Origin of the sequence: Streptomyces albiflavescens (assembly GCF_014645835.1) — a bacterium.
Classification (GTDB): domain Bacteria; phylum Actinomycetota; class Actinomycetes; order Streptomycetales; family Streptomycetaceae; genus Streptomyces; species Streptomyces albiflavescens.
The window spans coordinates 102,238-124,835 of sequence record NZ_BMMM01000003.1 but is presented as its reverse complement, the minus strand read 5'-3'; the positions used below and the strand labels follow the sequence as shown (position 1 = coordinate 124,835).

Here is a 22,598-nt window from a genome sequence, read left to right as displayed (position 1 = left end):
GCCGGGACAGGGTGCCGCCGGTCCCGGCGGCACCCTCGGCGTCAGGCCAGTGACACCAGCTGCAGATACTCCTCGCTCCACAGATCCTCGTCGGCGTCCGGCAGGAGCAGCACCCGGTCCGGACGCAGGGCCTCGATGGCGCCTTCGTCGTGGGTGACCATGACGATCGCGCCCGGATAGACGCCCACCGCGGCCAGCACCTCGGCCCGGGAGACCGGGTCGAGGTTGTTGGTGGGCTCGTCCAGGAGCAGCACGTTCGCGCCCGAGTGCACCAGGCCCGCCAGTGCGAGGCGAGTTTTCTCACCTCCGGACAGGACGCCGACGCGCTTGTCGGCGTCGTCGCCCGTGAACAGGAACGAGCCGAGCACCCGCCGCACCTCGCCGTCGGTGAGATGCGGCGCCGTGGCGGACAGATGGCCGCGGACCGTGTCGGCGGGGTCCAGCGTGTCGTGCTCCTGCGCGAAGTAGCCGAGGCGCAGCCCATGACCGTGCACCACACGCCCGCTGTCCGGGGTGGTGTCGTGTCCGGCCAGGAGCCGCAGCAGCGTGGTCTTGCCCGAGCCGTTGAGGCCGAGGATCACCAGCCGGCTGCCCCGGTCGACGGCGAGATCGACTCCGCTCAGGACGCGGAGATCCCCGTACGACTTGGTCAGGCCGACCGCACCGAGCGGCATCCGTCCGCAGGGGGCGGGCTCGGGCAGCCGGATCCTGGCCACCTTCTCCGTCTGCCGGACCGGCTCGAGCTCGGCGAGCATGCGATCGGCACGGCGCGCCATGTTCTTGGCCGCCACGGCCGTCGACACATACGCGCGCATCTTGTCCGCCTGGGCGTGCAGCGCCGCCGCCTTGCGCTCGGCATTGGCCCGCTCCCGGGAGCGGCGGCGCTCGTCGGCGTCCCGCTGAGCGAGGTAGGCGTGCCAATCCGTGTTGTGGACGTCGAGCGTGGCGCGGTGCGGGTCCAGGTGGAAGACACGGTTGACCACATCGGCCAGCAGCGAGGTGTCGTGACTGATGAGCACGAGACCCTCCTGATGGTTCGTCAAGAAGCCGCGCAGCCAGGCGATCGAGTCGGCGTCGAGATGGTTCGTCGGCTCGTCCAGCAGCAGGGTGCCGTGGTCCGCGAACAGGATGCGGGCCAGCTCGACACGGCGGCGCTGACCGCCGGACAGGGCGCCGACCGGCTGGTCCATGACTCGCGTGGGCAGCCCCAGGCCCGCGGCGACCCGGGCCGCCTCGGCCTCGGCCGCGTACCCGCCACGGGCCTGGAACTCGGCCTCGGCGCGCACATAGGCGTTCATCGCCCGCTCGGATCCGTCGGCCATGGCGGCCTCGGTGGCACGCAGCGCGCGTACGGCCTCGTCCAGGCCACGCGCCGACAGGATCCGGTCGCTGACCGTGACCGTCGGGTCGGCGGCGCGGGGGTCCTGGGGCAGGTAACCGAGCGCTCCTGTACGGGAGATGGAACCGGCGGCGGGCCGCGACTGCCCTGCAAGAGTGTTCAGGAGGGTGGTCTTGCCCGCGCCGTTGCGGCCGACCAGGCCGATGCGGTCGCCGGGGGAGACGTGGAAGGAGATGTCGGACAGCAGCAGACGGGCGCCCACGCGCACGTCGACACCGCGAACGGTGATCATGGAAATACGCTCCGGGGAATCAATCAGCAAAAGGACACACGGATGGCGTGGAAGCGGGTCCTTGAGCTAAGAGATGCGGGGCGTAGACATGCGGTCAGGCTAGCGAGGGATCTGCTCGGGAGCGACGGATTTTCCGCCAGTACGAGCTTTCGGTCCCGGTCGGGCTTCACCTCATGCCCGGGCTTGGGCGTCCGCCGTTTCATGTGCCGGGCTTGGGCGTCCGCCGTTTCACGTGCCGGGCCTCGGCGTCCGCCGTTTCACGTGCCGGGCTTCGGCGTCCGCCGTTTCATTCGGGCAGCTCGAACCCCAGTGCCTCGGCCGCCCGCTCCGGCGTCGGCTGATTCCAGCGGTCGGCCATCGCCTGGTTCGAGGACAGTGAGCGGAGCTCCGCGCGGTCGAGGTAGAGCATGCCGTCCAGGTGGTCCGTCTCGTGCTGGACGATGCGCGCGGGCCAGCCGCTGAACACCTCGTCGATCGCGCGGCCGTGCTCGTCCAGCGCCGTCAGCCGCACCTCGGCGTGCCGGCCCACCACCGCCTGCCAGCCCGGAACGCTCAGGCAGCCCTCGAAGAACGCGACCCGACCCGCGCCGACACCCTCGTACGACGGATTGACCAGCACCCGGAAGGGCTGCGGCACCCGCCCGCGTGCCATCCGTACCTCCTCGGAGACGGGAGCCGGATCCTCGATGACAGCGAGCCGCAGCGGCACGCCGACCTGCGGCGCCGCGAGGCCGACGCCCGGCGCCGCGTGCATCGTCGCGCGCAGGGCGGCGACGAAACGGGTCAGCAGCCCCGGGTCCAGCTGGCCGTCGAAGGGCTCGGCCGGCCGGCGCAGCACCGGGTCACCGGCGGCGACGATCGGCAAGGGGCCTTCGTGGGCGAGAAGTTCCTCGACCCAGTCGCTCAGGGGGCGGGAGGTGCTGGGGTCACGTTCGGATGCCATCGCGCCAGGATGCCAACACGGATCGCGCTGAGCGAGGCGGAGCCAGGCGCGTCCCGCATCTTCCCGCATGTGACGCACGCCACGTATCTGCCGGGGAACTGGGTGCCGTGGCGCCCCGACTACTGGACCGCCACCGGCGAAGGGAACCCAACTCCCCGGCCCACGGCCCGTTTCCGTCCCCTGCCCGACCGGAGAACCGCCGTATGCCCACCGCTCCCTCGACCACGACGGACGAGTCCCCGCAGTCCGGCGCTCCCGCGCCGTCCCGAAGAACCTGGTCCCCGCTGCGCCCCCTGGTTCTGCGCCTGCACTTCTACGCCGGCCTGCTCGTCGCCCCGTTCCTGCTCGTCGCCGCCGCGACCGGTTTCCTGTACGCCGCCTCGTTCCAGGCAGAGAAGATCGTGTACGCGCACGAGCTGACCGTCCCCGTCGGCGACCACACGCTGACGCTGTCCCAGCAGGTGGCCGCCGCCCGCAAGGCCCACCCCGGGGGCACGGTCTCGGCCGTACGTCCCTCGGCCGAGACGGACGCGACCACGCGCGTGCTGATCTCCGGCGTCCCGGGCGTCGGCGCCGACCACACCCTCGCGGTCTTCGTGGACCCGTACACGGGGAAGGTGCGCGGAAACCTCGAACAGTACGGCTCCACCGGCGCGCTGCCTCTGCGCACCTGGATCGACGGACTCCACGCCAATCTGCAGCTCGGTGACAACGGCCGGCTCTACAGCGAACTCGCCGCGAGCTGGCTGTGGGTGATCGCGGGCGGCGGCCTCGTGCTGTGGTTCGGCCGCCGTCGCTCGCAGCGCAAGGTGCGCGGCACCACTGGGCGCCGCCGCACCCTGGGGCTGCACGGCACGGTCGGTGTCTGGGCGGCCGCGGGGTTCATCTTCCTCTCGGCAACCGGTCTGACGTGGTCGACGTATGCCGGCGCGAACATCGACACCCTCCGGACCTCGCTGGGACAGGCGACTCCCTCGGTGTCGGCGGCGACGGGCGGCGAGCACGCGGGCCACGCCGGCGCGGGGACCGGTGAGGCCACGGCACGGGACATCGCCCTCGACGTCGACAAGATCCTCGCGGCCGCTCGTGCCAAGGGCCTCGGTGATCCCGTCGAGATCGTCGCGCCCGCCGACGCCGACTCCGCCTACGTCGTCAAGCAGATCCGGCGCAGCTGGCCCGAGAAGCAGGACTCGGTGGCCGTGGACCCGGCGACCGGCAAGGTCACCGACGAACTCCGCTTCGCCGACTACCCGTTGCTCGCCAAGCTGACCCGCTGGGGCATCGACGCCCACACGGGCGTCCTCTTCGGGCTGGTCAACCAGATCGCCCTGATGGCTCTCGCCCTCTCGCTGATCCTGCTCATCGTGTGGGGCTACCGCATGTGGTGGCAGCGTGGCCGCGCCTCCGCGTTCGGGCGGCCCATCCCGCGCGGCGCCTGGCAGCAGGTCCCGCCGCAGATCCTCGTTCCGGCGATGGCGGCCGTCGCGGTCCTCGGCTACTTCGTCCCGCTGCTCGGCATCCCGCTGGCGGTGTTCATCGCCCTGGACGTGCTGCTCGGCGAGATCGCGTACTGGAAGGGGAAGCGCACCCACGGCGGCCAGGCAGCGTGATCGGACACGCGACCCCCGGAGGGAGACGGACATGGCGCGCCGCAACCGCGAGGAGCCGCACCGACGCTCCCGGCGCCGCGGGCAGGGCGAGTCGGAGGTCCAGGTGCTCGGGGCGCTGCGCGAGGCGGACGCCCCGGTGACCGCCGCCTGGGTGCAGGAGCGCCTGGGCGGCTGCGATCGGGAAGGCCGCTCTGCTGTCCGGCGGCTCGGTGTCGGCCTTCGCCGGGGCGGCAGGACTGTCCGGAACCGGAGGGTTCGCGGGTTTCGCGTCCGCGGGTCCCGCGCCACGCCGGGTCGCCGCCCTGCCGAAGCCCGCGCCGACGGCCCGCAACCGGCCGTCCGTGTTCACGGCGGTGGGGCTGGCCGTCTGGGGTGCCGCCGTCGGCACACTCGTGTCCGCCATGGCCTCGGCGAACTCGGCCGTGACGAGGATCCTGATCCTGCACGCGGCCACGCCGCTGTAGTGAACTCACCGGCGGCGCGGGTGAATTCATCGGTGACGTACGCGCACTCGTCGTTGCCGGCGTCAGTGAATTCATCGGCCCTGCGCGTCAAAAGGGCCGGTCACCGAAGTGACCGGCCCATCCCCGAAAGGGGCCTGAACGGTGTGGTCACACCTGCGCGAAGTCGCCCGCGAACGCCGAGGCGATGCGCAGATGCGACTCCGCCTCGTCGTGCCGCCCCTGGCGCTGCAGTGTGCGCCCCAGCATCAGCCGGGCGTAGTGCTCGACCGGGTCGAGCTCCACGAGCACACGCAACTCCGCCTCGGCGCGGCGCAGCTGAGCCGAGTGGTAATAGGAGCGCGCCAGCAGCAGCCGGGGTCCGACCTGCTCCGGCACCTCCTCGACCAGCCCGTCCAGGATCCGCGCCGCGGCGGCGTAGTCCTTGGCCTCGAAGAACATCCGCGCCCGCTCCCAGCGCTCCGCGGCCGTTCCGTGGTCGTAGTACGTCGTTTCCACTGCTGACCTCCTTCGACGGGCCACAACGGGATGCGGTGGTTGAATATTCCACGACTTCCTGGGGTCGACTACGCCCCGGCAAGCTCCGCGTTGGCCCGCTCCGTGACAAGGGTCAGCACGCGACCCGCGATCGCCAGGTCCTCGGCGGGAATGCCGGCGTACAACCGGGCCGCGATCTCATTGCCGCCGGCGCGGATCGTCTCGAACAGCTCGCGGCCGCTGTCGGTGAGCGACACCTGCCCGGCCGTGGGCTCCGCCAGCTGCTGCAGGACCGTCATCTCCTCGACGGTCTCTCGGGCCGCCGCCTCCTCGATCTTCAGCGCGCCGGTCAGTCGGCCGACGAGCCAGTCGCGCTCGACGGTCCCGCCGTTGTCCGAGACGGCCCTGAGGGCCACCGACTGGTTGAAGGTGGCTCCGGTACGGGCCAGCACGGTCTCCAGGGCGGCGCGGCTCGCGTAGTGGGCCAGGCCTATGACCTGGCCGTTGACGGGGGGAGTGGTGGTGGTCATGACTGCTCCTTCTCGGAGTGCTCGCGCTGGGAATATGTCGTCTCTTGCGATGGATCGAGTGGTACGTCGAGCAGCGTGGCCAACTCGTGGCTGAACGCCTTCGTGCGCTCGCCGGCGAGCCCGCCGAGGGGTTCGAGGAGCTGGTCCAGGAGGTCCTGGACCACCCCGATCGCGCGGCGGGTGATCTCGCGCCCCTCCGCTGTGAGGGTCAACCGGACCGCCCGGGGGTCCGCGGGATCACGGGTGCGGTCGACGAGGCCGGCCGCTTCCAGGGCGCGGGCCAGCTTCGATACGTAGAGCGCTTCGAGTCCGGTGTGGTCGGCCAGCTGACGCTGACTGGGCTGTCGCCCGTCCCTGTGCATGCCGTACAGCGACGCCACCAGCGAGTACTGCGCGTGGGTCAGGCTCAGCGGGGCGAGGGCCCTGTCCATGGCCACGCGCCATTTCATCGACAGACGCCAGACGAGGAAACCGGGCGTCGCGTTCTCGGATACCGACCTCATCGAACTCATGCCAGAAACCGTACATGGCTATTATATCCATGGCTACTATCCCGACGACATGTCCGACCAACGGCGTACGCGCCTGGGGCCGAGGTCGTAGGACCCGTGCCTGTTCTGAGTCAAGTGCCCCTCAATGGGCGGGTCGATGACCTGACGGACGGTCCCCGACGGGGTTAGGTTTGGCGCCATGAGCAATCTTGATCGCGAGGCGGTTCCCGCCCTCTGTGGTGGCCGCGGTTTCGTGGTGGCCGAGCCGGTGCGCGAACTCCTCAGTCCCCGCCGGGTCAAGCTCGGCGAGTCCACCGAAGTCCGGCGCCTGCTGCCCAACCTGGGCCGTCGCATGGTCGGCGCGTGGTGCTTCGTCGATCACTACGGGCCCGACGACATCGCCGACGAGCCCGGCATGCAGGTCCCGCCGCACCCGCACATGGGCCTGCAGACCGTCAGTTGGCTGCACGAGGGCGAGGTGCTGCACCGCGACTCCACGGGCAGCCTCCAGACGATCCGCCCGCGCCAGCTGGGCCTCATGACCTCGGGCCGGGCCATCAGTCACTCCGAGGAGAGCCCCAAGTCGCACGCCCGCTTCCTGCACGGCGCGCAGCTCTGGGTCGCCCTCCCGGACGGCCACCGCCACACCGACCCGCACTTCGAGCACCACGCCGAACTGCCCGTCGTCACGGCTCCCGGCCTCCAGGCCACGCTCATCCTGGGCACCCTCGACGGCACCACCTCGCCCGGCACGACGTACACGCCGATCGTGGGCGCCGACCTGGCCCTGGCGAGTGGCACCGACGTGCGACTGCCGCTGGAGCCCGACTTCGAGTACGCCGTCCTTTCCATGTCCGGCGAGGCCCACGTCGACGGTGTACCGGTGCTCCCCGGCTCGATGCTCTACCTCGGCTGCGGCCGCACCGAACTCCCGCTGCGCGCGGAGTCGGACGCGTCCGTCATGCTCCTGGGCGGCGAGCCCTTCGAGGAGGAGCTGATCATGTGGTGGAACTTCATCGGCCGCACCCAGGAGGACATCGAGCAGGCTCGTTCGGACTGGATGACGGGTTCCCGGTTCGGCGAGGTGGTGGGCTACGACGGTGCGCCGCTGTCTGCTCCCGAACTCCCGCCGGTGCCGCTGAAGCCGCGTGGAAGAGTGCGTTGACCTCGGGGAATCCGTGAGAGCGGCGGCTCGGTTCGCAGCCGCCATGCCGACTCGTGTACCCGTCGCCTCGCTCCGGTCGCCTCCGATGAGGGCCCTGCGCTCATCGAGCCTGGACGGGCGGGTGATGGGAACGCCACACCGCCTCGGGGGCAGTTGAACCGACCCGGACGGGCCGGGGAACTGACGCGTCAAGCCCGCCCGTGTGCCTCCTGCGAGCGTCGCGACAGTGAGTCGATGAGCACTGCGGCGAAGAGCACCCCGCCCGTGATGATGAACTGGACGGCAGCGGGGGTGCTCGTGATCGCCATGCCTGAGGCGATCGACTGGATGATCAGCATGCCGAGCACCGCGGACCAGGTGGTACCGCGGCCTCCGAACAGGCTCGTGCCACCGATGACGGCTGCCGCGATGGCATTGAGCAGCAGGACACCCGAGCCTGAACTCTGGCTCACCGAAGTGATGCGCGAGGCCATGAACAGGCCGCCGACCGCGGCCATGGTGCCCGAGACCGCGAGCACCGCGGTCCGCACCCGCGTCACACCGAGGCTGGCGCGACGGGCCGCCTCGACGCCGCCACCGAGTGCGTAGACCTGCCGGCCGTAGCGCGTGCGGCGGAGAACGATGTCCAGGCCTGCCACCATCACCAGGAAGATCAGGAGCGCGAGCGGCAGACCCTGGAAACGGTTGAGCTCATACGCGCCGGCGAACGCGATCACCGCGAGTACTCCCGTGCGCACCGCTGTTCCCCGGAGCGAGCGGTGCGGCATGCCTACGGCCTTGCGGCGCCGCCTGTCCTGGTAGGACATCAGGAAGTACATGCCCGCGCCCACCGCCGCCAGGCCGTAGGCGGCGCCGTCGTTGCTGAAGTAATAGCTGGTCAGCAAGGCGACGAGCCCGTCCTCGTCGAGGTTGATGGTGCCGCTGCTCCCGAGGACGTAGAGCATGAAGCCGTTCCAGGTGAGGAGACCCGCGAGGGTGACGACGAACGCCGGTACCCGGGTCTTGGCGAAGGAGAAGCCCTGAACGGTCCCCGCCACGGTACCCGCGAGCACCGCGACGATGACGGCAAGCCATTCCGGCACGCCGTTGTTCACGTTCAGAACGGCGAACACAGCCGCCGCGAGACCGCTGATCGAGCCGACCGACAGGTCGAGTTCACCGATCAGCAGCACGAAGACGATGCCGACCGCGATCAGACCCGTGCCCACGATGTCCACGCTGAGATTGGACAGGTTCCGGGGTGAGAGGTAGTTCCCGTTCAGGGACTGGAAGGTGATCCAGACCGCGGCGAGGACGAGGACGACGGGAAGCGAGCCCAGTTCACCGGCCCTCAGCTTGCGCTGGAAGAGGGCGACGCAGCTCTCCACGGCACGGGCGAGGGGCGGCCCGCGGCGCGGCCGACGGCCATCGGCGTCGGGCGCGGTGGGTTCGGCCCGCGTGTTGTCCGCCATGTCGTGCATCCCTTTCACCACCTCGCCTCGTGGGGGGCCGTCCGGCGGGACGAGTCTTCCGTGGCTCCGGTGATGGAGGAGATGATCTGTTCCTGAGACGCCGTGTTCACGTCGAAGAAGCCGTTGTTGCGACCGAGCCGCAGCACAGCGGCCCGGTCCGCGAGAGCTTTGACATCGCCCAGGTTGTGACTGATGAGCAGTACCCCCACGCCGCGGTCGCGCAGCCGGTCGACGAGGTCCAGGACCTCGGTGGTCTGCTCGAATCCCAGAGCCGCGGTCGGCTCGTCCAGGAGGAGGACCCGCGGGTCGCCGAGGAGCGAGCGAGCGATGGCGACCGTCTGTCGTTGGCCGCTGGACAGTGAGACGACGGGGGCGCGCAGATCGGGGATGGCTCTGGTCAGGCGTTCCAACAGGTGTCTGGTGCGACGCTCCATCTCCACCTCGTCGAGGAACCCGTACCGGGAGATCTCCCGCCCGAGGAACAGATTGCCGACGACGTCGAGGTTCCCGCAGAGCGCGAGATCCTGATAGACGGTGGCGATGCCGAGGTCCCGGGCGTCGTGCGGGCGCCTGACGTGGACCGTCCGGCCCTCCCACTCGATGGCGCCCTTGTCCGCGGGGGCAACGCCGGAGATCACTTTGACCAGGGTGGACTTGCCGGCCCCGTTGTCGCCCATGAGTGCGACGACCTGGCCGGCGTGAATCTCCAGCTCGATGTCCGTGAGGACCTCGACGACGCCGAAGCGCTTGCACACGCCGTGCAGCGCCAGCAAGGGGGGAGTCGACACGGAAACCATCTCCTTCCCCCGGGGCCCGGACCCGGTCGGAATCAGGCTTGTCAGGTCAGTCCGGCCTTGCTGCAGGCGGCCCCGAACTGGGGGGTGCAGATCTGCTGGATCGTGTACACGCCGTCCTTCACCAAGGTGTTCTTGATGTTGTCGACGGTCACGGACATAGGGGTGAGCAAGACGGCCGGAACCGTTTTTCCACCACCGGCCTTCACCTTGCCCGTGGCAACCCGGTCGAGGCCTTCACGGCGGGCAGCGGCCACGGCCATGGCGGCGCCGGCGGAAGCCTCGGGTCCGAAGGGCTTGTAGACGGTCATGTACTGATCGCCGCCGACAATGCGCCGCAAGGCTGCCAGGTCCGCGTCCTGCCCGGTGACGGGGGGCAGCGGGGCGACCTTGTTCGCTTTGAGGGCGGAGATGCTGCCGCCGGCGAGGCCGTCGTTGGCGGCGTACACGCCGTCGATGTTGTCGACGCCGAGCGCGGAGATGGCGCCGGACATGTTCAGGTGCGCGGTCTCCGGGCTCCACTGGAGGGTGTCGTACGCTTTGCCGATCTTCACTCTCCCCTGGAGTACGGACAGCGCGCCCTTCTTGAACGACACCGCGTTGGGGTCGCTGGGGTCGCCGTTCATCATGACGATCTGGTCACCGCTCGCCCTCTCGGCCATGGCCTGCAGCAGTGCCCTGCCCTGGAGCCTGCCGACCTCCTGGCCGTCGAAGGAGACGTAACCCGAGATCGGGCCCTCGGCGAGGCGATCGTAGGCAATGACCGGGACGTCCGCCTCATGCGCCTTCTTGACCGTGACGCCGAGCGATCTGGCGTCCACCGCCACGAGCAGGATGGCGTCGATCCCCTTGGTGATCATCGAGTCCATCTGTTCCTGCTGGGTGGCCACATCGCCCTTGGCATTGCTGTGCTCGATGGTGCAGTCGGCACACAGCTCCGTGATCTTCTTCTCCAGCAAGGGTCTGTCCTGCGTCTCCCATCGAGCCGTGACGGCATCGGGCAGCAGCAGACCGATCCGCGGCGCGTTCCCCCCGTCGGGGTCGTTCCCGGCGCCCTGCCCGCAGGCCGCGAGAACAACGGCCGTCGAGATCGCGGTCATGACGACGGCCGCGCCCCGGATGCAGGCCTTCATGTGCGAGACCTCCCTTGTACTTCACCTTGTGCGGCGAGGGGGCGCTCACCGTTGACCGCGACCGGCCTCCCAAGGGAATGACGTCCGGGTGCAGTGCGGCGTCAAGGGTTCGTTTGTGCGGCAGCCGGGTCTGGGGGCCGAGTGGGACGCGACGCGAGGGCACGGGCCGCGTTGAGCCAGGTAGGCACGTCGGCAGGGATATCCGGGCGAACACCGGTCCTCACACGCGGCTGCGGCTGCGGCTGTGGCGGCAGCGGAGCGGCGTCGCCTGCCCCTGCGAGGTGGGCCTTCGGTCCGACCGGCCCGGCACCGGCGGCTCCCTCAGCGAGCATGCCCATACCCGGCCTCCTCACCAGGCCGCGCGTACTGCCGGGCGGAAGTCCAGCAGCCGTCGGACGGCTACGATGCCGGCGCCGAACGGGCACCGGAACGTACGGCGTGGACGTGGCAGGACGGCCACGTCGTAAGTGTGACACCGGCGTCTGTGATCTGCGAACGCAGCGCTTCCGGCCGTCGATGTGCGCATCGCGCGACGTGAATGGGGAGCGAGCCCCGAAGCATGAGGACCGGTGACCCCGGTGGCCGGGCCTGCCACCGATGGCAATCAAGTGGATCCGTCCGGTTGGTCCACATATGCGATTCTGGTATGTGGATGCTCGATTGTGTGGGTGCGCCATCTCAACATGCCGGCACCTGCTGCATGGACGGGAGGTACGTCGCGGACATGCCTCATGACGGCCGTGCCCGGGCCGGAGTCTCGGAGCTGCGGGCATCCGAGGCCGACGCCGCGGCCACCGGTTCGCCGCCTCCGGTGCCGGAGGCCGCCGCGAGTGATCGGGCCTTGGCGTTCGCCGGAGCGGCGCTGGCAGCCGTCTATGTGTCCGGCGTCGGGAATGAGGCGCTTCGGTTGGTGGAGACGGCCGGATGTGCCACTTCGGAGTACCGGCTGCCGGACCGTCTGCCCCTGTCGGGTGGCTCACCTGCGGCGCACGCCGTCCGTACCGACCGGCCACTGTGGCTGAATCCCGCGGGACTCGCCTCCTATTCCGAGGGCGGGCCGACGCCGCCCCGAGCGGAGGCGTCGCTCGCTGCGCTGCCACTCGGGACGGAGGGCGCGCGACTGGGCTGCCTCGTCGTCGTGGGGGCTTCCGCGGACGGCTTCGAAGCCGAACAACGGCACTTCCTGGAGCGGTACGCGGACGCGGTCGGCGGCATGCTCCAGGCCGGGATCGGCCGACCCGAGACGTCGTCGCTGCTGAGTCCCGCCCTGCGGAGTCTGTGTGCCGGCTCGTTCGTCCTGGTGCCGGACACCGGCCTGATCGAGGTGGACGAGACTCTCCTTGAGTTGGTCGGCATCACGCCGGACGACTTCGACGGCGAGGCGGACACCCTGCTCGCGCATGCCCTGCCGGAGGACATGCACGCGCTGATGTCGGTCCTCGATCCGTCCAGCCAGGCGTTCGGCCGGCGGGAGCTGGAGTTCCGTGTCCGCCGCCCCACCGGTGAAATGCGCTGGCTGAGCCTGAGTTGCCGGGTGGTGGCGAGCACCGACGACCGGCCGGAGCAGGTGCTGGGCGTGGTGATGGCGACCTCGGCCCTGCGTCAGAGCGCCGACGACGTTTCCAGGATCCAGTGGCTGACCGCCGCACTCGACGACGCCGCAACGGTCCGTGACGTCGGCCGAGTGGTGGTCTCCGCCCTGCGCGAGCCGCTGGGCGCCGACCGGGTGGCGGTCGCCGAGTTGCGGGACGACCGGCTCATGGTTGTCGTGCTCGACCCGCCTCAGCCCGCCGCCTGGCCGGAGATATGGCGTTCCGCGTGGCTTTCGGAGTGGCCCGACGCACCGGTCAGCGCCCTGCCCACGCTTCAGATGGCCCTGTGGGACGGACGTATGGATCTGTGGCCCGCCGGCACAGCCCTCGAACCCGGACTCGCAGGCATCGGTGCCGGGGGTCTGGCCGTCCTGCCCCTCCCTGCCAAGGGCGGCGTCGCCGGCGTGTGCCTGGTCGGCTGGGACGAGCCGCGCGAGTTCGTCCCCGAGGAGCGGTCCCTGCTGACTGCCACCGCGGCGCTGGTCGGGCAGGCCCTCCAGCGCGCGCACGCGCACGACGCCGAGCAGGAGCTCGCCACGATGCTGCAGCGCAGTCTGCTGCCGCGGCGCCTTCCCGAGCTGCCCGGGGGGAAAGCCGTCGCCCGCTATCTGCCCGCCAGGCAGGGGTTGCAGGTGGGCGGTGACTGGTACGACGTCATCGCTCTCTCCGAGGATCGGGTGGCGCTGGTCATCGGCGATGTGCAAGGACACAGCGCCGGAGCCGCGACGATCATGGGCCAGATGCGTACCGCGGTCAGGGCATACGCGGTGGAGGGCCACCCGCCCGACGTCGTCGTCTCACACGCCAACCGACTCCTCGTCGGCATGGAGAGCGATCTGTTCGCCACCTGCTGCTATGTCGAACTGGACATGGAGGAGGGCAATACCCTGTTCGTCCGGGCAGGGCACCTCTCGCCGCTGGTGCGCCACCCCGACGGCAGCGCCGAGGAGGTGCAGGTCGAAGGCGGGCCCCCGCTGGGCATTCTCGCGGAGGCGGAGTTCCCCATGACCGCGGTCGCGCTGGCCCCTGGCGCGGTGCTCGCCCTGGTCACCGACGGACTGGTCGAAGCCGCCGACCTGCCCCTGGACGAGGGTATGCAACGGACGCTCACCGCACTCGCCACGGCCGATCCGGCGGATCCGGGGCGGATGGCCGACGCCCTGCTCGGCGACGTCGACCGTCGTGAGGACGACGTGGCGCTGCTGCTGCTGCGCTACGACGGCATGACGACCCGCCCGATACGGGCCGGCTGGGTGGTGTGGCGACTGCCGGACGCCGTTATGCACGCCCGCCGTTTCACCGCGCGCACGCTGCGTCGGTGGACGGTCGAAGAAGTGGCCGATGCGGTGCTCCTGGTCGTGTCCGAACTGGTCACCAACGCCCTTGTGCACACCCAGGGTCCGGTCCGCCTCGATCTGACGCTTCGCGGCGACCGGGTCAGGGTCTGTGTGAGCGACTCCTCGCCGCGTGCGCCCGCCAAGCCGGTGATCGTGGACTGGGAGGCGACCGGCGGCCGGGGCCTGCTTCTGGTCGAAGCGATGTCGGAGTCCTTCTGCTCGGTGCCGGTGGCCGGCGGCAAGCAGGTGTGCAGCGAGATCGTTGTGCCGCAGCGCGACCCGGCTTCCGCGGACCCGGAACCCCGAACGGAGCCAGGGGGGCTGCCATGAGGACCCGTACGTGCCGTGTCATCGCTGTGCTCTTCGTGGGGCTCATGACGATGTCCGTATCCGCCTGCGGAGGAGACGGCCATGCGGGCACGGACAGCTTCGCCGTCGGCCTGCTGCTCCCGGGCCGATCTGTCCACCGCTGGGAGCATTCCGACAAGCCGCTGATCGAGAAGCGGCTGAAGGAGTTGTGTCCCCGCTGCACCATGGAGTACGCCAACGCCGAGAACGACGCGATGAGGCAGCGGCAACAGATGATGTCCATGATCATCAAGGGGGTCAGGGTCCTGATCCTCGACGCCGCGGACACCAGGGCGCTCCGCTCCTCGATCCAGGAGGCGCACAAGGCGGGTGTTCCCGTCGTCGCCTATGACCGGCTCGCCGAAGGTCCGATCTCGGGTTTTGTCAGTTTCGACGGCGCCCAGGTCGGCAGGCTCCAGGGCGAGGCGCTCCTTGAGGCCATGGGCGACAAGGCGAAGGGCGGGAACGTCGTCATGATGAACGGCGATCCGACCAGCCCCAACGCGGCGTGGTTCAGGAACGGTGCGCTGTCCGTCATCACCGGCAAGGTGAAGATCGCGCGGTCGTACGACACCGTGGGCTGGAGTACGGAGAACGCCCACGCCAACATGTCCGCTGCCATGGCGGCCCTGGGCCCGGACGGGATCGGCGGCATTCTGGCGGCCAACGACGCCATAGCCGCGGGCGTCATCTCCGCTCTCAAGAGTGCCCGTGTCGGGGAGCTTCCTCCCATCACCGGCCAGGACGCCGACCTGGACGCTGTGCAGCGCATCATCAAGGGCGAGCAGTACATGACGGTGTACAAACCGTTCGGGAAGGAAGCGGCCGCAGCCGCGGCCATGGCCGTCGCCCTGGGGCGCGGCGAGGATCTCCGCGACGTCGCCACGACGACGATCGACAGCCCCACCACCAAGCACATCCCGTCCGTCCTGCTCACTCCGAGCGCGGTGACGGTCGGCAACATCCAGCAGACACTCGTCGACGGCGGCGTGTACACCATCGACCAGATCTGCACCCGGGAGCTCCGGCCCGCCTGCGACAAGGCCGGACTGGCCCGGTAACCCGCCTGCGGCGAGGCCGGACTCGCCGGGTAGGGGGACCCGGTCCGCGGTACGGCCCCGTGGGCGGGCGTACTTCGACGCTCCCGTGCGCCCACCGGTTGGCCGTGATCGCGTAACCCGACACATGCGCGCGCAGTTGAAGCAGGCGTGATGTGGCGGCCGCGAAGCCATTTCCGACTAAGCGCAGGACGGGCACAGCCCTCGGTAGGTGACCTCGACCTCGGACACCGAGAAGCCGAACCGTTCCTCCGACGGGAGGTCGGCCAGCGGATTGCCGGTCGGGTGGACATCGCGGATGGTGCCGCAGTGGGAGCACACCAAGTGCTGGTGCGGGTGGTGCGCGTTGGGGTCGTAGCGCTTGGCGCGTCCGTCGGTGGAGACCTCGGTGACCTCGCCGAGGGAGACCAGCTCGCCCAGGGCGTTGTAGACGGTCGCCCGGGAGATCTCGGGCAGCCGTTGTGCCGCGCGGGCGTGCACCTCGTCGGCCGTGAGATGTACGTGGTCGCCGTTGAGGACCTCCGCAACGACGCGCCGCTGGGAGGTCATCCGCCAGCCGCGCTCTCGCAGTCGCTCCAGCAGGTCACTCATATCTGTTCACCTATTCGGGCTCGGTTGGATACGCGAATTTTATCGGCGGACGTCCGGGTTCCGATTGGATATGGGCTTGGCATGCTTCTTGACTTGGATTCTGTCCATCGTAGGATCGGTTCCGGCGATAGCCAAGGGACAGGCAGACTCCAGTACGGCAGGAGACAGAAACGTGAGGGACCACCTCGGCGTCGAGGCGAACGCCTCCGGGGTGCGCGATCGCGCGGGCCATACCCCCGTTCACGCCGTGAGTGAGGCCCTCCACTCGCTCCGGGGCCTGTGCCCCGACTGTTCCACCGCCCTCAGTTCCTGAGCACCAAGATCCGCCCCGTCCGGAAGGATTCGCATGACTGAGAACCACGACGCGATCGTCACAGACTCGAAGCCGGAGGAGGCGGGTGGCTGCCCGGTCGCGCACGGGCGCGCCCCGCACCCCACTCAGGGCGGCGGAAACCGCCAGTGGTGGCCGGAGCGGCTGAACCTGAAGATCCTTGCCAAGAACCCCGCCGTGGCCAACCCGCTCGGTGAGGAGTTCGACTACGCCGAGGGGTTCAAGACCCTCGACCTTCCGGCCGTGAAGCGGGACATCGCCGAGGTACTGACCACCTCGCAGGACTGGTGGCCCGCCGACTTCGGCCACTACGGCCCGTTCATGATCCGGATGGCGTGGCACAGCGCGGGCACCTACCGGATCAGCGACGGCCGCGGTGGCGCCGGCGCCGGCCAGCAGCGCTTCGCCCCCCTCAACAGCTGGCCGGACAACGGCAACCTCGACAAGGCCCGCCGTCTGCTGTGGCCGGTCAAGAAGAAGTACGGCCAGAACCTCTCGTGGGCCGACCTCATGATCCTCGCCGGCAACGTCGCCCTGGAGTCGATGGGCTTCAAGACCTTCGGCTTCGCCGGTGGCCGCGCGGACGTCTGGGAGCCCGACGAGGACGTCTACTGGGGCCCCGAGACCACCTGGCTCGGCGACGAGCGCTACACCGGCGACCGCGAGCTGGAGAACCCGCTCGGCGCGGTCCAGATGGGCCTCATCTACGTCAACCCGGAGGGCCCGAACGGCAACCCGGACCCGCTGGCCGCGGCCCGCGACATCCGTGAGACGTTCCGCCGGATGGCGATGAACGACGAGGAGACGGTCGCCCTGATCGCGGGCGGTCACACCTTCGGCAAGACCCACGGCGCGGGCCCGGCGGACCACGTCGGCGCCGATCCCGAGGCCGCCTCGATCGAGGAGCAGGGCCTGGGCTGGAAGAACTCCTTCGGCACCGGCAAGGGCGCCGACGCGATCACGAGTGGCCTCGAGGTCACGTGGACCAGCACGCCGACCCAGTGGAGCAACGGCTTCTTCCAGAACCTGTTCGGCTACGAGTGGGAGCTGACGACCAGCCCCGCCGGCGCCAACCAGTGGGTCGCCAAGGACGGCGCCGGTGCGGGCACCATCCCGCACGCCCACGACGCGTCGAAGAGCCTGGCCCCGACGATGCTGACGACCGACCTCTCGCTCCGGTTCGACCCGGCCTACGAGCAGATCTCGCGTCGCTTCTATGAGAACCCCGAGGAGTTCGCGGACGCGTTCGCCCGCGCGTGGTTCAAGCTGACCCACCGCGACATGGGCCCGGTCGTGCGCTACCTCGGCTCGGAGGTTCCTTCCGAGGTGCTGCTGTGGCAGGACCCGCTGCCCGAGGTGACGCACGAGCTCGTCGACGCCGAGGACGTCGCCTCCCTCAAGGCGCAGATCCTCGCCTCGGACCTGACGGTGTCCCAGCTGGTGTCCGCCGCGTGGGCGTCGGCCTCGTCCTTCCGCGGCAGCGACAAGCGCGGCGGCGCCAATGGCGCGCGCATCCGCCTGCAGCCGCAGATCGGGTGGGAGGTCAACGAGCCCGACCAGCTGGCGACGGTCCTGCGCACGCTCGAGGGCATCCAGCAGTCCTTCAACGCCGGCGGCAAGCAGATCTCGCTGGCCGACCTGATCGTCCTCGCGGGTGCCGCGGGCGTCGAGAAGGCCGCCAAGGATGCCGGCTTCGACGTCCAGGTGCCCTTCACGCCGGGCCGGGTGGACGCCTCGCAGGAGCAGACCGACGTGGAGTCGTTCGCCGCGCTCGAGCCGACCGCCGACGGGTTCCGCAACTACCTCGGCAAGGGCAACCGCCTTCCGGCCGAGTACCTGCTGATCGACAAGGCGAACCTGCTGAACCTGAGCGCCCCCGAACTGACGGTCCTCGTCGGTGGCCTCCGCGTCCTGGGTGCCAACTACCAGCAGTCCTCGCTCGGCGTCCTCACCTCGACCCCCGGGTCGCTGACCAACGACTTCTTCGTCAACCTGCTCGACCTGGGTACGACGTGGAAGGCGACCTCCGAGGACCAGAACACGTTCGAGGCTCGCGACGCGGCCACGGGCGAGGTCAAGTGGACCGGCACCCGTGCCGACCTCGTCTTCGGCTCGAACTCCGAGCTGCGGGCGCTCGCCGAGGTCTACGCGAGCGATGACGCGAAGGAGAAGTTCGTGAACGACTTCGTCGCGGCGTGGGGCAAGGTCATGGACCTGGACCGGTTCGACCTCGTCTGATCATGACGTCCAGGTCGGCCCGCGCGGGCCGACCTGGACGCCCTCGGTCGGCAGGATCTCGACGTCGTCCACCCTCGGCGCGACGTCGAAAGGATCGCGGTCGGTGGGGGAGGGCGTTCGGTCGTCTGCGCGTCCTACCGACCGGCTGACGCCCCTTCAACCGGCTTCCCATGGCTGCAATGTTCGAAAGTGTGCGCCATGGTGTGTCCCCATGCCGCACGATGAAGTCGTGCGCGCCCGACTTTCACCCGGGCAGCAGGACGAGCGACCGGCTTCCTCGGCCCCGTCCGCGTCGACGACACGCCGCTGCCGCCCGCGCTGGGCGGCCTGCGCCACATGCGCCTCGCGGGAGGCACGGACCGTATGACGGACGTGGCGGCGGTCATGACCGTGCACCTCGGGTCAACCACCGCGTCCGCGCCCGCCGTTCGGGGCGACATCCGCGAAGACTCCCCGGCCATCGCCGACTTCGGCCGCCTGGGCCTGTTCGTGGCCTGTCCGGGACGTGGGGTGAGCAGTGACCGGCTGTGCCCGTACATGACCGTCGACCACTTCAGGGACCGGGCCCTGCGCCTGGTCATCCGCGGCGGTGCGGTGGGCAGGATGCCTACGACCTCTGATTGCGGCGGACCGGAAGACCTCTGACGACCCGAAAGCATGCGGTACGGGGCGTACGAACCGACACCGCGCCATGGGTTCTCCCAGGCCGGCAGGCGGACGTTCGGCGGGAGGACAACCTGTTGCCGATCGCGATCGGTTGCCCTCCTCTCGTCCGCCCCACCCGACCGGACACGGGATGTGTCCGCCGGTGTCAGACCGCCGGGATCGGGTACGTCGGGTACTCCACTCCGGAGACGTGCTGGACGACGCGGATGACCTGGCAGGAGTAGCCGAACTCGTTGTCGTACCAGAGGTACAGAATCGCGTTGTCGCCGTCGACCTTGGTGGCACCGGCGTCGACGATCGACGCGTGGCGCGAGCCGATGAAGTCGCTGGAGACCGCGTCGGGGGCGGTGGTGAAGTCGATCTGGCGCTTGAGCGGCGAGGTCAGCGACACGTCCCGGAGGTGGTCGAGGACCTCCTCGCGGGTGGTCTCGCGCCCGAGTCGCAGGCTGAGGATCGCGATCGAGACGTCCGGCACCGGGACGCGGATCGAGCTGCCGGTGATCGGTGCCTTGAGGTCGGGCAGCGCCTTGGCGACGGCCGAGGCGGCACCGGTCTCCGTGATGACCATGTTGAGCGGCGCCGAGCGGCCGCGGCGGTCGGCCTTGTGGTAATTGTCCAGCAGGTTCTGGTCGTTGGTGAACGAGTGGACGGTCTCCACGTGGCCGCGCAGGACGCCGTACTCGTCCGCCATCGCCTTGAGCGGCGGGACGATCGCGTTGGTGGTGCAGGAGGCGCAGGAGAGGATCTGCTCGTCCGGCTTGATCGTGTCGTGGTTGACGCCGTGCACGATGTTCGGGACGTCACCCTTGCCAGGCGCCGTCAGGACGACCTTGTCGATGCCGGGGCGCAGGTGCTGGGACAGGCCCTCGCGGTCGCGCCACTTGCCGGTGTTGTCGATGAGGATGGCGTTCTTGATGTCGTACGCCGTGTAGTCGACCTCCGACGGGTCGCCCGCGTAGATCACCTTGATCTCGTTGCCGTTGGCGATGATCGTGCTGTTCGCCTCGTCGACGGTGATCGTGCCCTGGAACTGGCCGTGGATCGAGTCGCGGCGCAGCAGTGAGGCGCGCTTGACGATGTCCTGCTCGCCGCCCTGGCGGACGACGATGGCGCGCAGCCGCAGGCCGTTGCCGGAGCCGGACTTCTCGATGAGCAGGCGGGCGACGAGACGACCGATGCGGCCGAACCCGTAGAGAACCACATCGCGCGGCTCCCGGCACTCGATCTTGTTGGCGCCCGTGGCTCCGGCGACGGCCTGGGCGGTGAACTCCTGCACCGAGAGACTGCGGTCGTCGGTCTTGTACGTCGCGGCGAGCATGCCGATGTCGATCTGGGAGGGGCCGAGATCGAGGGTGGTGAGGGCCTGCAGGAACGGCAGCGTCTCGGTGACCGAGAGCTCCTCGCCGGCGATCTGCCGGGCGAATCGGTGGGTCTTGAGGATGCTGACCACCGACTTGTTCACCAGGGAGCGGCTGTGAAGCAGGATCGTGACGTCCCGTTCCCGGTGCAGCTTCCCGATGAGGGGGATCATCGACTCCGCGATCTCCTCGCGGTTCTTCCAGTTGGTGAACGAGTCGTCCGTGACAGTCACAAGTTTATCTTTCGAGCTAGGCGGTGCTCATATGCTAAACCGTCGCCGTTTTGATCATGCAGGCGGTCCCGGGATCGGGTTTCATGGCCACACCTGCAGGCGTGGCAAGGCGATCGGCTCTCTGCACCGCCGGCACCGGGCCGAGGAGTTCAAGAAGTTCTTGGTCAAGCTCGACCATGACGTACGCGGACCAGAAGGCGGCGACCGCGTTGAGGGCGCCCCAGCGGTACAGGACGGCCGGGACGGCGATGGCGACTGCGTACAGCAGGGTCGAGCCCAGGTATCCGAGGCCGACCGTGGCGGAGAGGTCTCCGGCGGCGGTGCCGAGCGCGAAGGTGGCCGGCACGGTGGCCCAGTAGGGGGCCGGTTACCCGGCGGTGACGGGTGAGGTGCTCTGTGCTCATGCCCCGCACGATGACATGGCGAACTGGCATTGCCACAAGGGTCCTTGCCATCGCTTGGGGGGCTTCTGGTGCAGGAGTTGCCAAGGATGGCGATGGGCCTGAACACAACCTGAACACCTGAATGGAACACCTGGTCAACGGCATGATCCCGGTGATAGGAAGAGCGGTGACCCTGCGGACGACACTCTCATCCATGTGAGGATTCCTTTCGCAATCCGAAGGCGAAAAGGAAACCGGTCACACTCCAGGACCGGCTGATTGCCGGGCGTCATTTGATTCACGAATCTGTTTGCATTCGGCGGCGCGGGGAATTGCATTTCTAGTGCTTCGGACAGGAGGCACGTCCGTGGGAGTCGGTACGCCGACCGCGGGTGCCTCCGAACGGTTCGCGTGCGCGTACTCCCATGGTGACTGTCCACTCAACACCCCCTGAGGGAGTTGTGAGCACCATGCGCGCCACGGTCAGAACGAAGCAACATCCGCACGACGACGCCCCGGACACCGCGGCCGCCTTCGTCCGACTCCACGATCTGCCTGACGGGCCCGAGCACCAGGCACTCCGCGACGAGATCGTCCGCTCCTGGCTGCCCATGGCGGATCGCATCGCGGGCCGGTACCGCGGCAGGGGCGAATCCATCGAGGACCTGAACCAGGTCGCGGCCCTCGGCCTGGTCAAGGCCGTCGACCGGTACGACCCGGCCCTGGGCAACGCGTTCGAGAGCTACGCGATCCCGACGATCACGGGCGAGATCAAGCGTCACTTCCGCGACCACATGTGGATCCTGCACGTGCCGCGCCGCGTCCAGGACCTGCGCACCCGGGTGCGCGCCGCGCTGAAGGACCTGTCCCAGACCATCCAGGGCCGACAGCCCACCGTCGCCGAGATCGCCGAGTGCGCGAACCTCGGGGAGGACGACGTACGCATCGCCCTCGAAGCCCTGGACAGTTTCGCCGCCCTCTCGCTGGACGCCGAGCTGCCGGGCAGCGAGGACGGATACGCCCTGGCAGACGCTCTGGGTGAGGTCGACGTCGGCTTCGACCTGGTCGTCGACCGCGAGGCTGTGAAGCCCGCGCTGAGCGCGCTGCCCGAGCGTGAGCGGACCATCCTCTACCTGCGGTTCTTCGGCGGTATGACACAGAGCCTCATCGCTGAGGAGCTCGGCATCTCGCAGATGCACGTGTCCCGTCTGATCAGCAATTGCTGCGCCACGCTGCGCGAGCAGGTGCTTGCCGATGCGGCATAGCTCCCGGAACGGCCGGGTGGGCCTACCTGGCCGCCCGGTCGAGTCTCCTCGCCCGGGCGGCCAGGCGGTGAGCTCACTGCCGAACCCTCCCGGGAATGGTTGGCCAGTTGCTCGCCTTTCTTCGGACTACCGAGGGTGACCCGATCCAAACACTTTCCGGGTCACGGAGTGGACGGAGAATCCGGAATCTGGGCGGGCCCGTATTTGTCGAGCGTGTCCTCAAGGACCGCGCGAACATCGGGCGAGAGATCTCCTTTCTGGCCCCAGACGATGATCATCTCCGCGATAGTGCGCAATTTGATATTCGTGTGCTGGGAGACCTCTCGCAGAACGGCCCACCCTTGATCGGGTGTCACCCGCCCGAGGGCGACCATCATGCCGATCGCCTGGTCCACGACGGCGTGCGAAGTGACGGCTTCTTTCAACTGGTCTATTTCTTCCCGCAGCTCGACGATCCGGTCCGGCTCCTTGGCGTTTTGGTTCATCGTCCCCTCCAGGGTGGGGCCGCGTCC

General features: G+C 69.3%; 18 protein-coding genes and 3 pseudogenes. 9 read left to right on the top strand and 12 right to left on the bottom strand.

Going from position 1 to position 22,598, the window contains the following annotated elements; all coding sequences use genetic code 11:
- Nucleotides 1-41: 41 nt before the first annotated feature.
- Nucleotides 42-1,631 carry an ABC-F family ATP-binding cassette domain-containing protein gene (locus tag IEY95_RS09955; RefSeq protein WP_189185567.1) on the bottom strand — a complete coding sequence of 530 codons (1,590 nt, stop codon included), beginning with the start codon at nucleotides 1,629-1,631 and terminating at the stop codon, nucleotides 42-44.
- A 286-nt stretch (nucleotides 1,632-1,917) separates the two neighbouring features.
- Entirely contained in the window at nucleotides 1,918-2,574 is a 657-nt protein-coding gene (locus IEY95_RS09950; RefSeq protein WP_189185566.1) for a peptide deformylase, read from the bottom strand.
- A gap of 203 nt (nucleotides 2,575-2,777) precedes the next feature.
- Here IEY95_RS09950 and IEY95_RS09945 point away from each other — a divergent pair, with 203 nt between their 5' ends.
- Together IEY95_RS09945 and IEY95_RS09940 are read left to right on the top strand one after the other, a co-directional pair.
- A complete protein-coding gene (locus IEY95_RS09945; protein ID WP_189185565.1) occupies nucleotides 2,778-4,184 on the top strand; it encodes a PepSY-associated TM helix domain-containing protein in 1,407 nt (468 codons plus the stop codon).
- A 149-nt stretch (nucleotides 4,185-4,333) separates the two neighbouring features.
- Nucleotides 4,334-4,648 (top strand): annotated as a pseudogene (locus IEY95_RS09940) (M56 family peptidase); the annotation flags it as partial.
- 147 nt (nucleotides 4,649-4,795) lie between these two features.
- On the opposite strand, the gene IEY95_RS09935 reads toward IEY95_RS09940, so the two are convergent.
- The 3 genes from IEY95_RS09935 to IEY95_RS09925 all read right to left on the bottom strand — a co-directional run bounded on the left by IEY95_RS09935 (nucleotide 4,796) and on the right by IEY95_RS09925 (nucleotide 6,155).
- Nucleotides 4,796-5,143 (bottom strand): tetratricopeptide repeat protein, encoded by a 348-nt coding sequence (locus IEY95_RS09935; RefSeq protein ID WP_189185564.1) that lies wholly within the window; start codon nucleotides 5,141-5,143, stop codon nucleotides 4,796-4,798.
- A gap of 68 nt (nucleotides 5,144-5,211) precedes the next feature.
- Nucleotides 5,212-5,652 carry a winged helix DNA-binding protein gene (locus IEY95_RS09930; RefSeq protein ID WP_189185563.1) on the bottom strand — a complete coding sequence of 147 codons (441 nt, stop codon included), beginning with the start codon at nucleotides 5,650-5,652 and terminating at the stop codon, nucleotides 5,212-5,214.
- Entirely contained in the window at nucleotides 5,649-6,155 is a 507-nt protein-coding gene (locus IEY95_RS09925; protein ID WP_189185997.1) for a MarR family winged helix-turn-helix transcriptional regulator, read from the bottom strand. Before IEY95_RS09925 ends, IEY95_RS09930 begins: the two co-directional genes overlap by 4 nt.
- A gap of 187 nt (nucleotides 6,156-6,342) precedes the next feature.
- Here IEY95_RS09925 and IEY95_RS09920 point away from each other — a divergent pair, with 187 nt between their 5' ends.
- Entirely contained in the window at nucleotides 6,343-7,308 is a 966-nt protein-coding gene (locus IEY95_RS09920) for a pirin family protein (protein WP_189185562.1), read from the top strand.
- Nucleotides 7,309-7,496: 188 nt separating this feature from the next.
- Here IEY95_RS09920 and IEY95_RS09915 read toward each other — a convergent pair whose 3' ends face one another.
- From IEY95_RS09915 to IEY95_RS09905, 3 genes are read right to left on the bottom strand one after another with little or no spacing between them, the layout of a single operon-like run.
- Complete coding sequence (locus IEY95_RS09915; RefSeq protein WP_229702777.1) at nucleotides 7,497-8,759, bottom strand: sugar ABC transporter permease; 1,263 nt, start codon at nucleotides 8,757-8,759, stop codon at nucleotides 7,497-7,499.
- Between the two features lie 14 nt (nucleotides 8,760-8,773).
- A complete protein-coding gene (locus IEY95_RS09910) occupies nucleotides 8,774-9,556 on the bottom strand; it encodes an ATP-binding cassette domain-containing protein (protein ID WP_189185560.1) in 783 nt (260 codons plus the stop codon).
- Between the two features lie 41 nt (nucleotides 9,557-9,597).
- The gene (locus IEY95_RS09905; protein ID WP_189185559.1) at nucleotides 9,598-10,686 is read right to left on the bottom strand and encodes a substrate-binding domain-containing protein; all 1,089 of its coding nucleotides are present in this window, start codon (nucleotides 10,684-10,686) and stop codon (nucleotides 9,598-9,600) included.
- Nucleotides 10,687-11,410: 724 nt separating this feature from the next.
- Between IEY95_RS09905 and IEY95_RS09900 the strand changes: the two genes are divergently transcribed.
- Nucleotides 11,411-13,945, top strand: coding sequence for a SpoIIE family protein phosphatase (locus IEY95_RS09900; protein ID WP_189185558.1), 2,535 nt, complete (start codon nucleotides 11,411-11,413; stop codon nucleotides 13,943-13,945).
- The gene (locus IEY95_RS09895) at nucleotides 13,942-15,024 is read left to right on the top strand and encodes a sugar ABC transporter substrate-binding protein (protein WP_189185557.1); all 1,083 of its coding nucleotides are present in this window, start codon (nucleotides 13,942-13,944) and stop codon (nucleotides 15,022-15,024) included. The genes IEY95_RS09900 and IEY95_RS09895 overlap by 4 nt, the downstream gene beginning before the upstream one ends.
- A 177-nt stretch (nucleotides 15,025-15,201) precedes the next feature.
- Here IEY95_RS09895 and IEY95_RS09890 read toward each other — a convergent pair whose 3' ends face one another.
- Entirely contained in the window at nucleotides 15,202-15,612 is a 411-nt protein-coding gene (locus IEY95_RS09890) for a Fur family transcriptional regulator (RefSeq protein ID WP_189185556.1), read from the bottom strand.
- Between the two features lie 178 nt (nucleotides 15,613-15,790).
- Here IEY95_RS09890 and IEY95_RS48840 point away from each other — a divergent pair.
- The 3 genes and pseudogenes from IEY95_RS48840 to IEY95_RS09880 form a co-directional block, all read left to right on the top strand.
- Nucleotides 15,791-15,883: pseudogene (locus tag IEY95_RS48840) on the top strand (transcriptional repressor); the annotation flags it as partial.
- Between the two features lie 75 nt (nucleotides 15,884-15,958).
- Entirely contained in the window at nucleotides 15,959-18,181 is a 2,223-nt protein-coding gene (gene katG, locus IEY95_RS09885) for a catalase/peroxidase HPI (protein WP_189185555.1), read from the top strand.
- Nucleotides 18,182-18,544: 363 nt separating this feature from the next.
- Nucleotides 18,545-18,826 carry a hypothetical protein gene (locus IEY95_RS09880; protein ID WP_189185554.1) on the top strand — a complete coding sequence of 94 codons (282 nt, stop codon included), beginning with the start codon at nucleotides 18,545-18,547 and terminating at the stop codon, nucleotides 18,824-18,826.
- 166 nt (nucleotides 18,827-18,992) lie between these two features.
- Here IEY95_RS09880 and IEY95_RS09875 read toward each other — a convergent pair whose 3' ends face one another.
- Nucleotides 18,993-20,438 (bottom strand): glyceraldehyde-3-phosphate dehydrogenase, encoded by a 1,446-nt coding sequence (locus IEY95_RS09875; protein ID WP_189185553.1) that lies wholly within the window; start codon nucleotides 20,436-20,438, stop codon nucleotides 18,993-18,995.
- Nucleotides 20,439-20,613: 175 nt separating this feature from the next.
- Nucleotides 20,614-20,796: pseudogene (locus IEY95_RS48835) on the bottom strand (hypothetical protein); the annotation flags it as partial.
- A gap of 495 nt (nucleotides 20,797-21,291) precedes the next feature.
- Here IEY95_RS48835 and IEY95_RS09865 point away from each other — a divergent pair.
- The gene (locus IEY95_RS09865; RefSeq protein WP_189185552.1) at nucleotides 21,292-22,086 is read left to right on the top strand and encodes an RNA polymerase sigma factor SigF; all 795 of its coding nucleotides are present in this window, start codon (nucleotides 21,292-21,294) and stop codon (nucleotides 22,084-22,086) included.
- Between the two features lie 161 nt (nucleotides 22,087-22,247).
- Here the strand turns inward: IEY95_RS09865 and IEY95_RS09860 are convergent, their stop codons facing one another.
- Nucleotides 22,248-22,571 carry an ANTAR domain-containing protein gene (locus IEY95_RS09860; protein ID WP_189185551.1) on the bottom strand — a complete coding sequence of 108 codons (324 nt, stop codon included), beginning with the start codon at nucleotides 22,569-22,571 and terminating at the stop codon, nucleotides 22,248-22,250.
- Nucleotides 22,572-22,598: the final 27 nt, after the last annotated feature.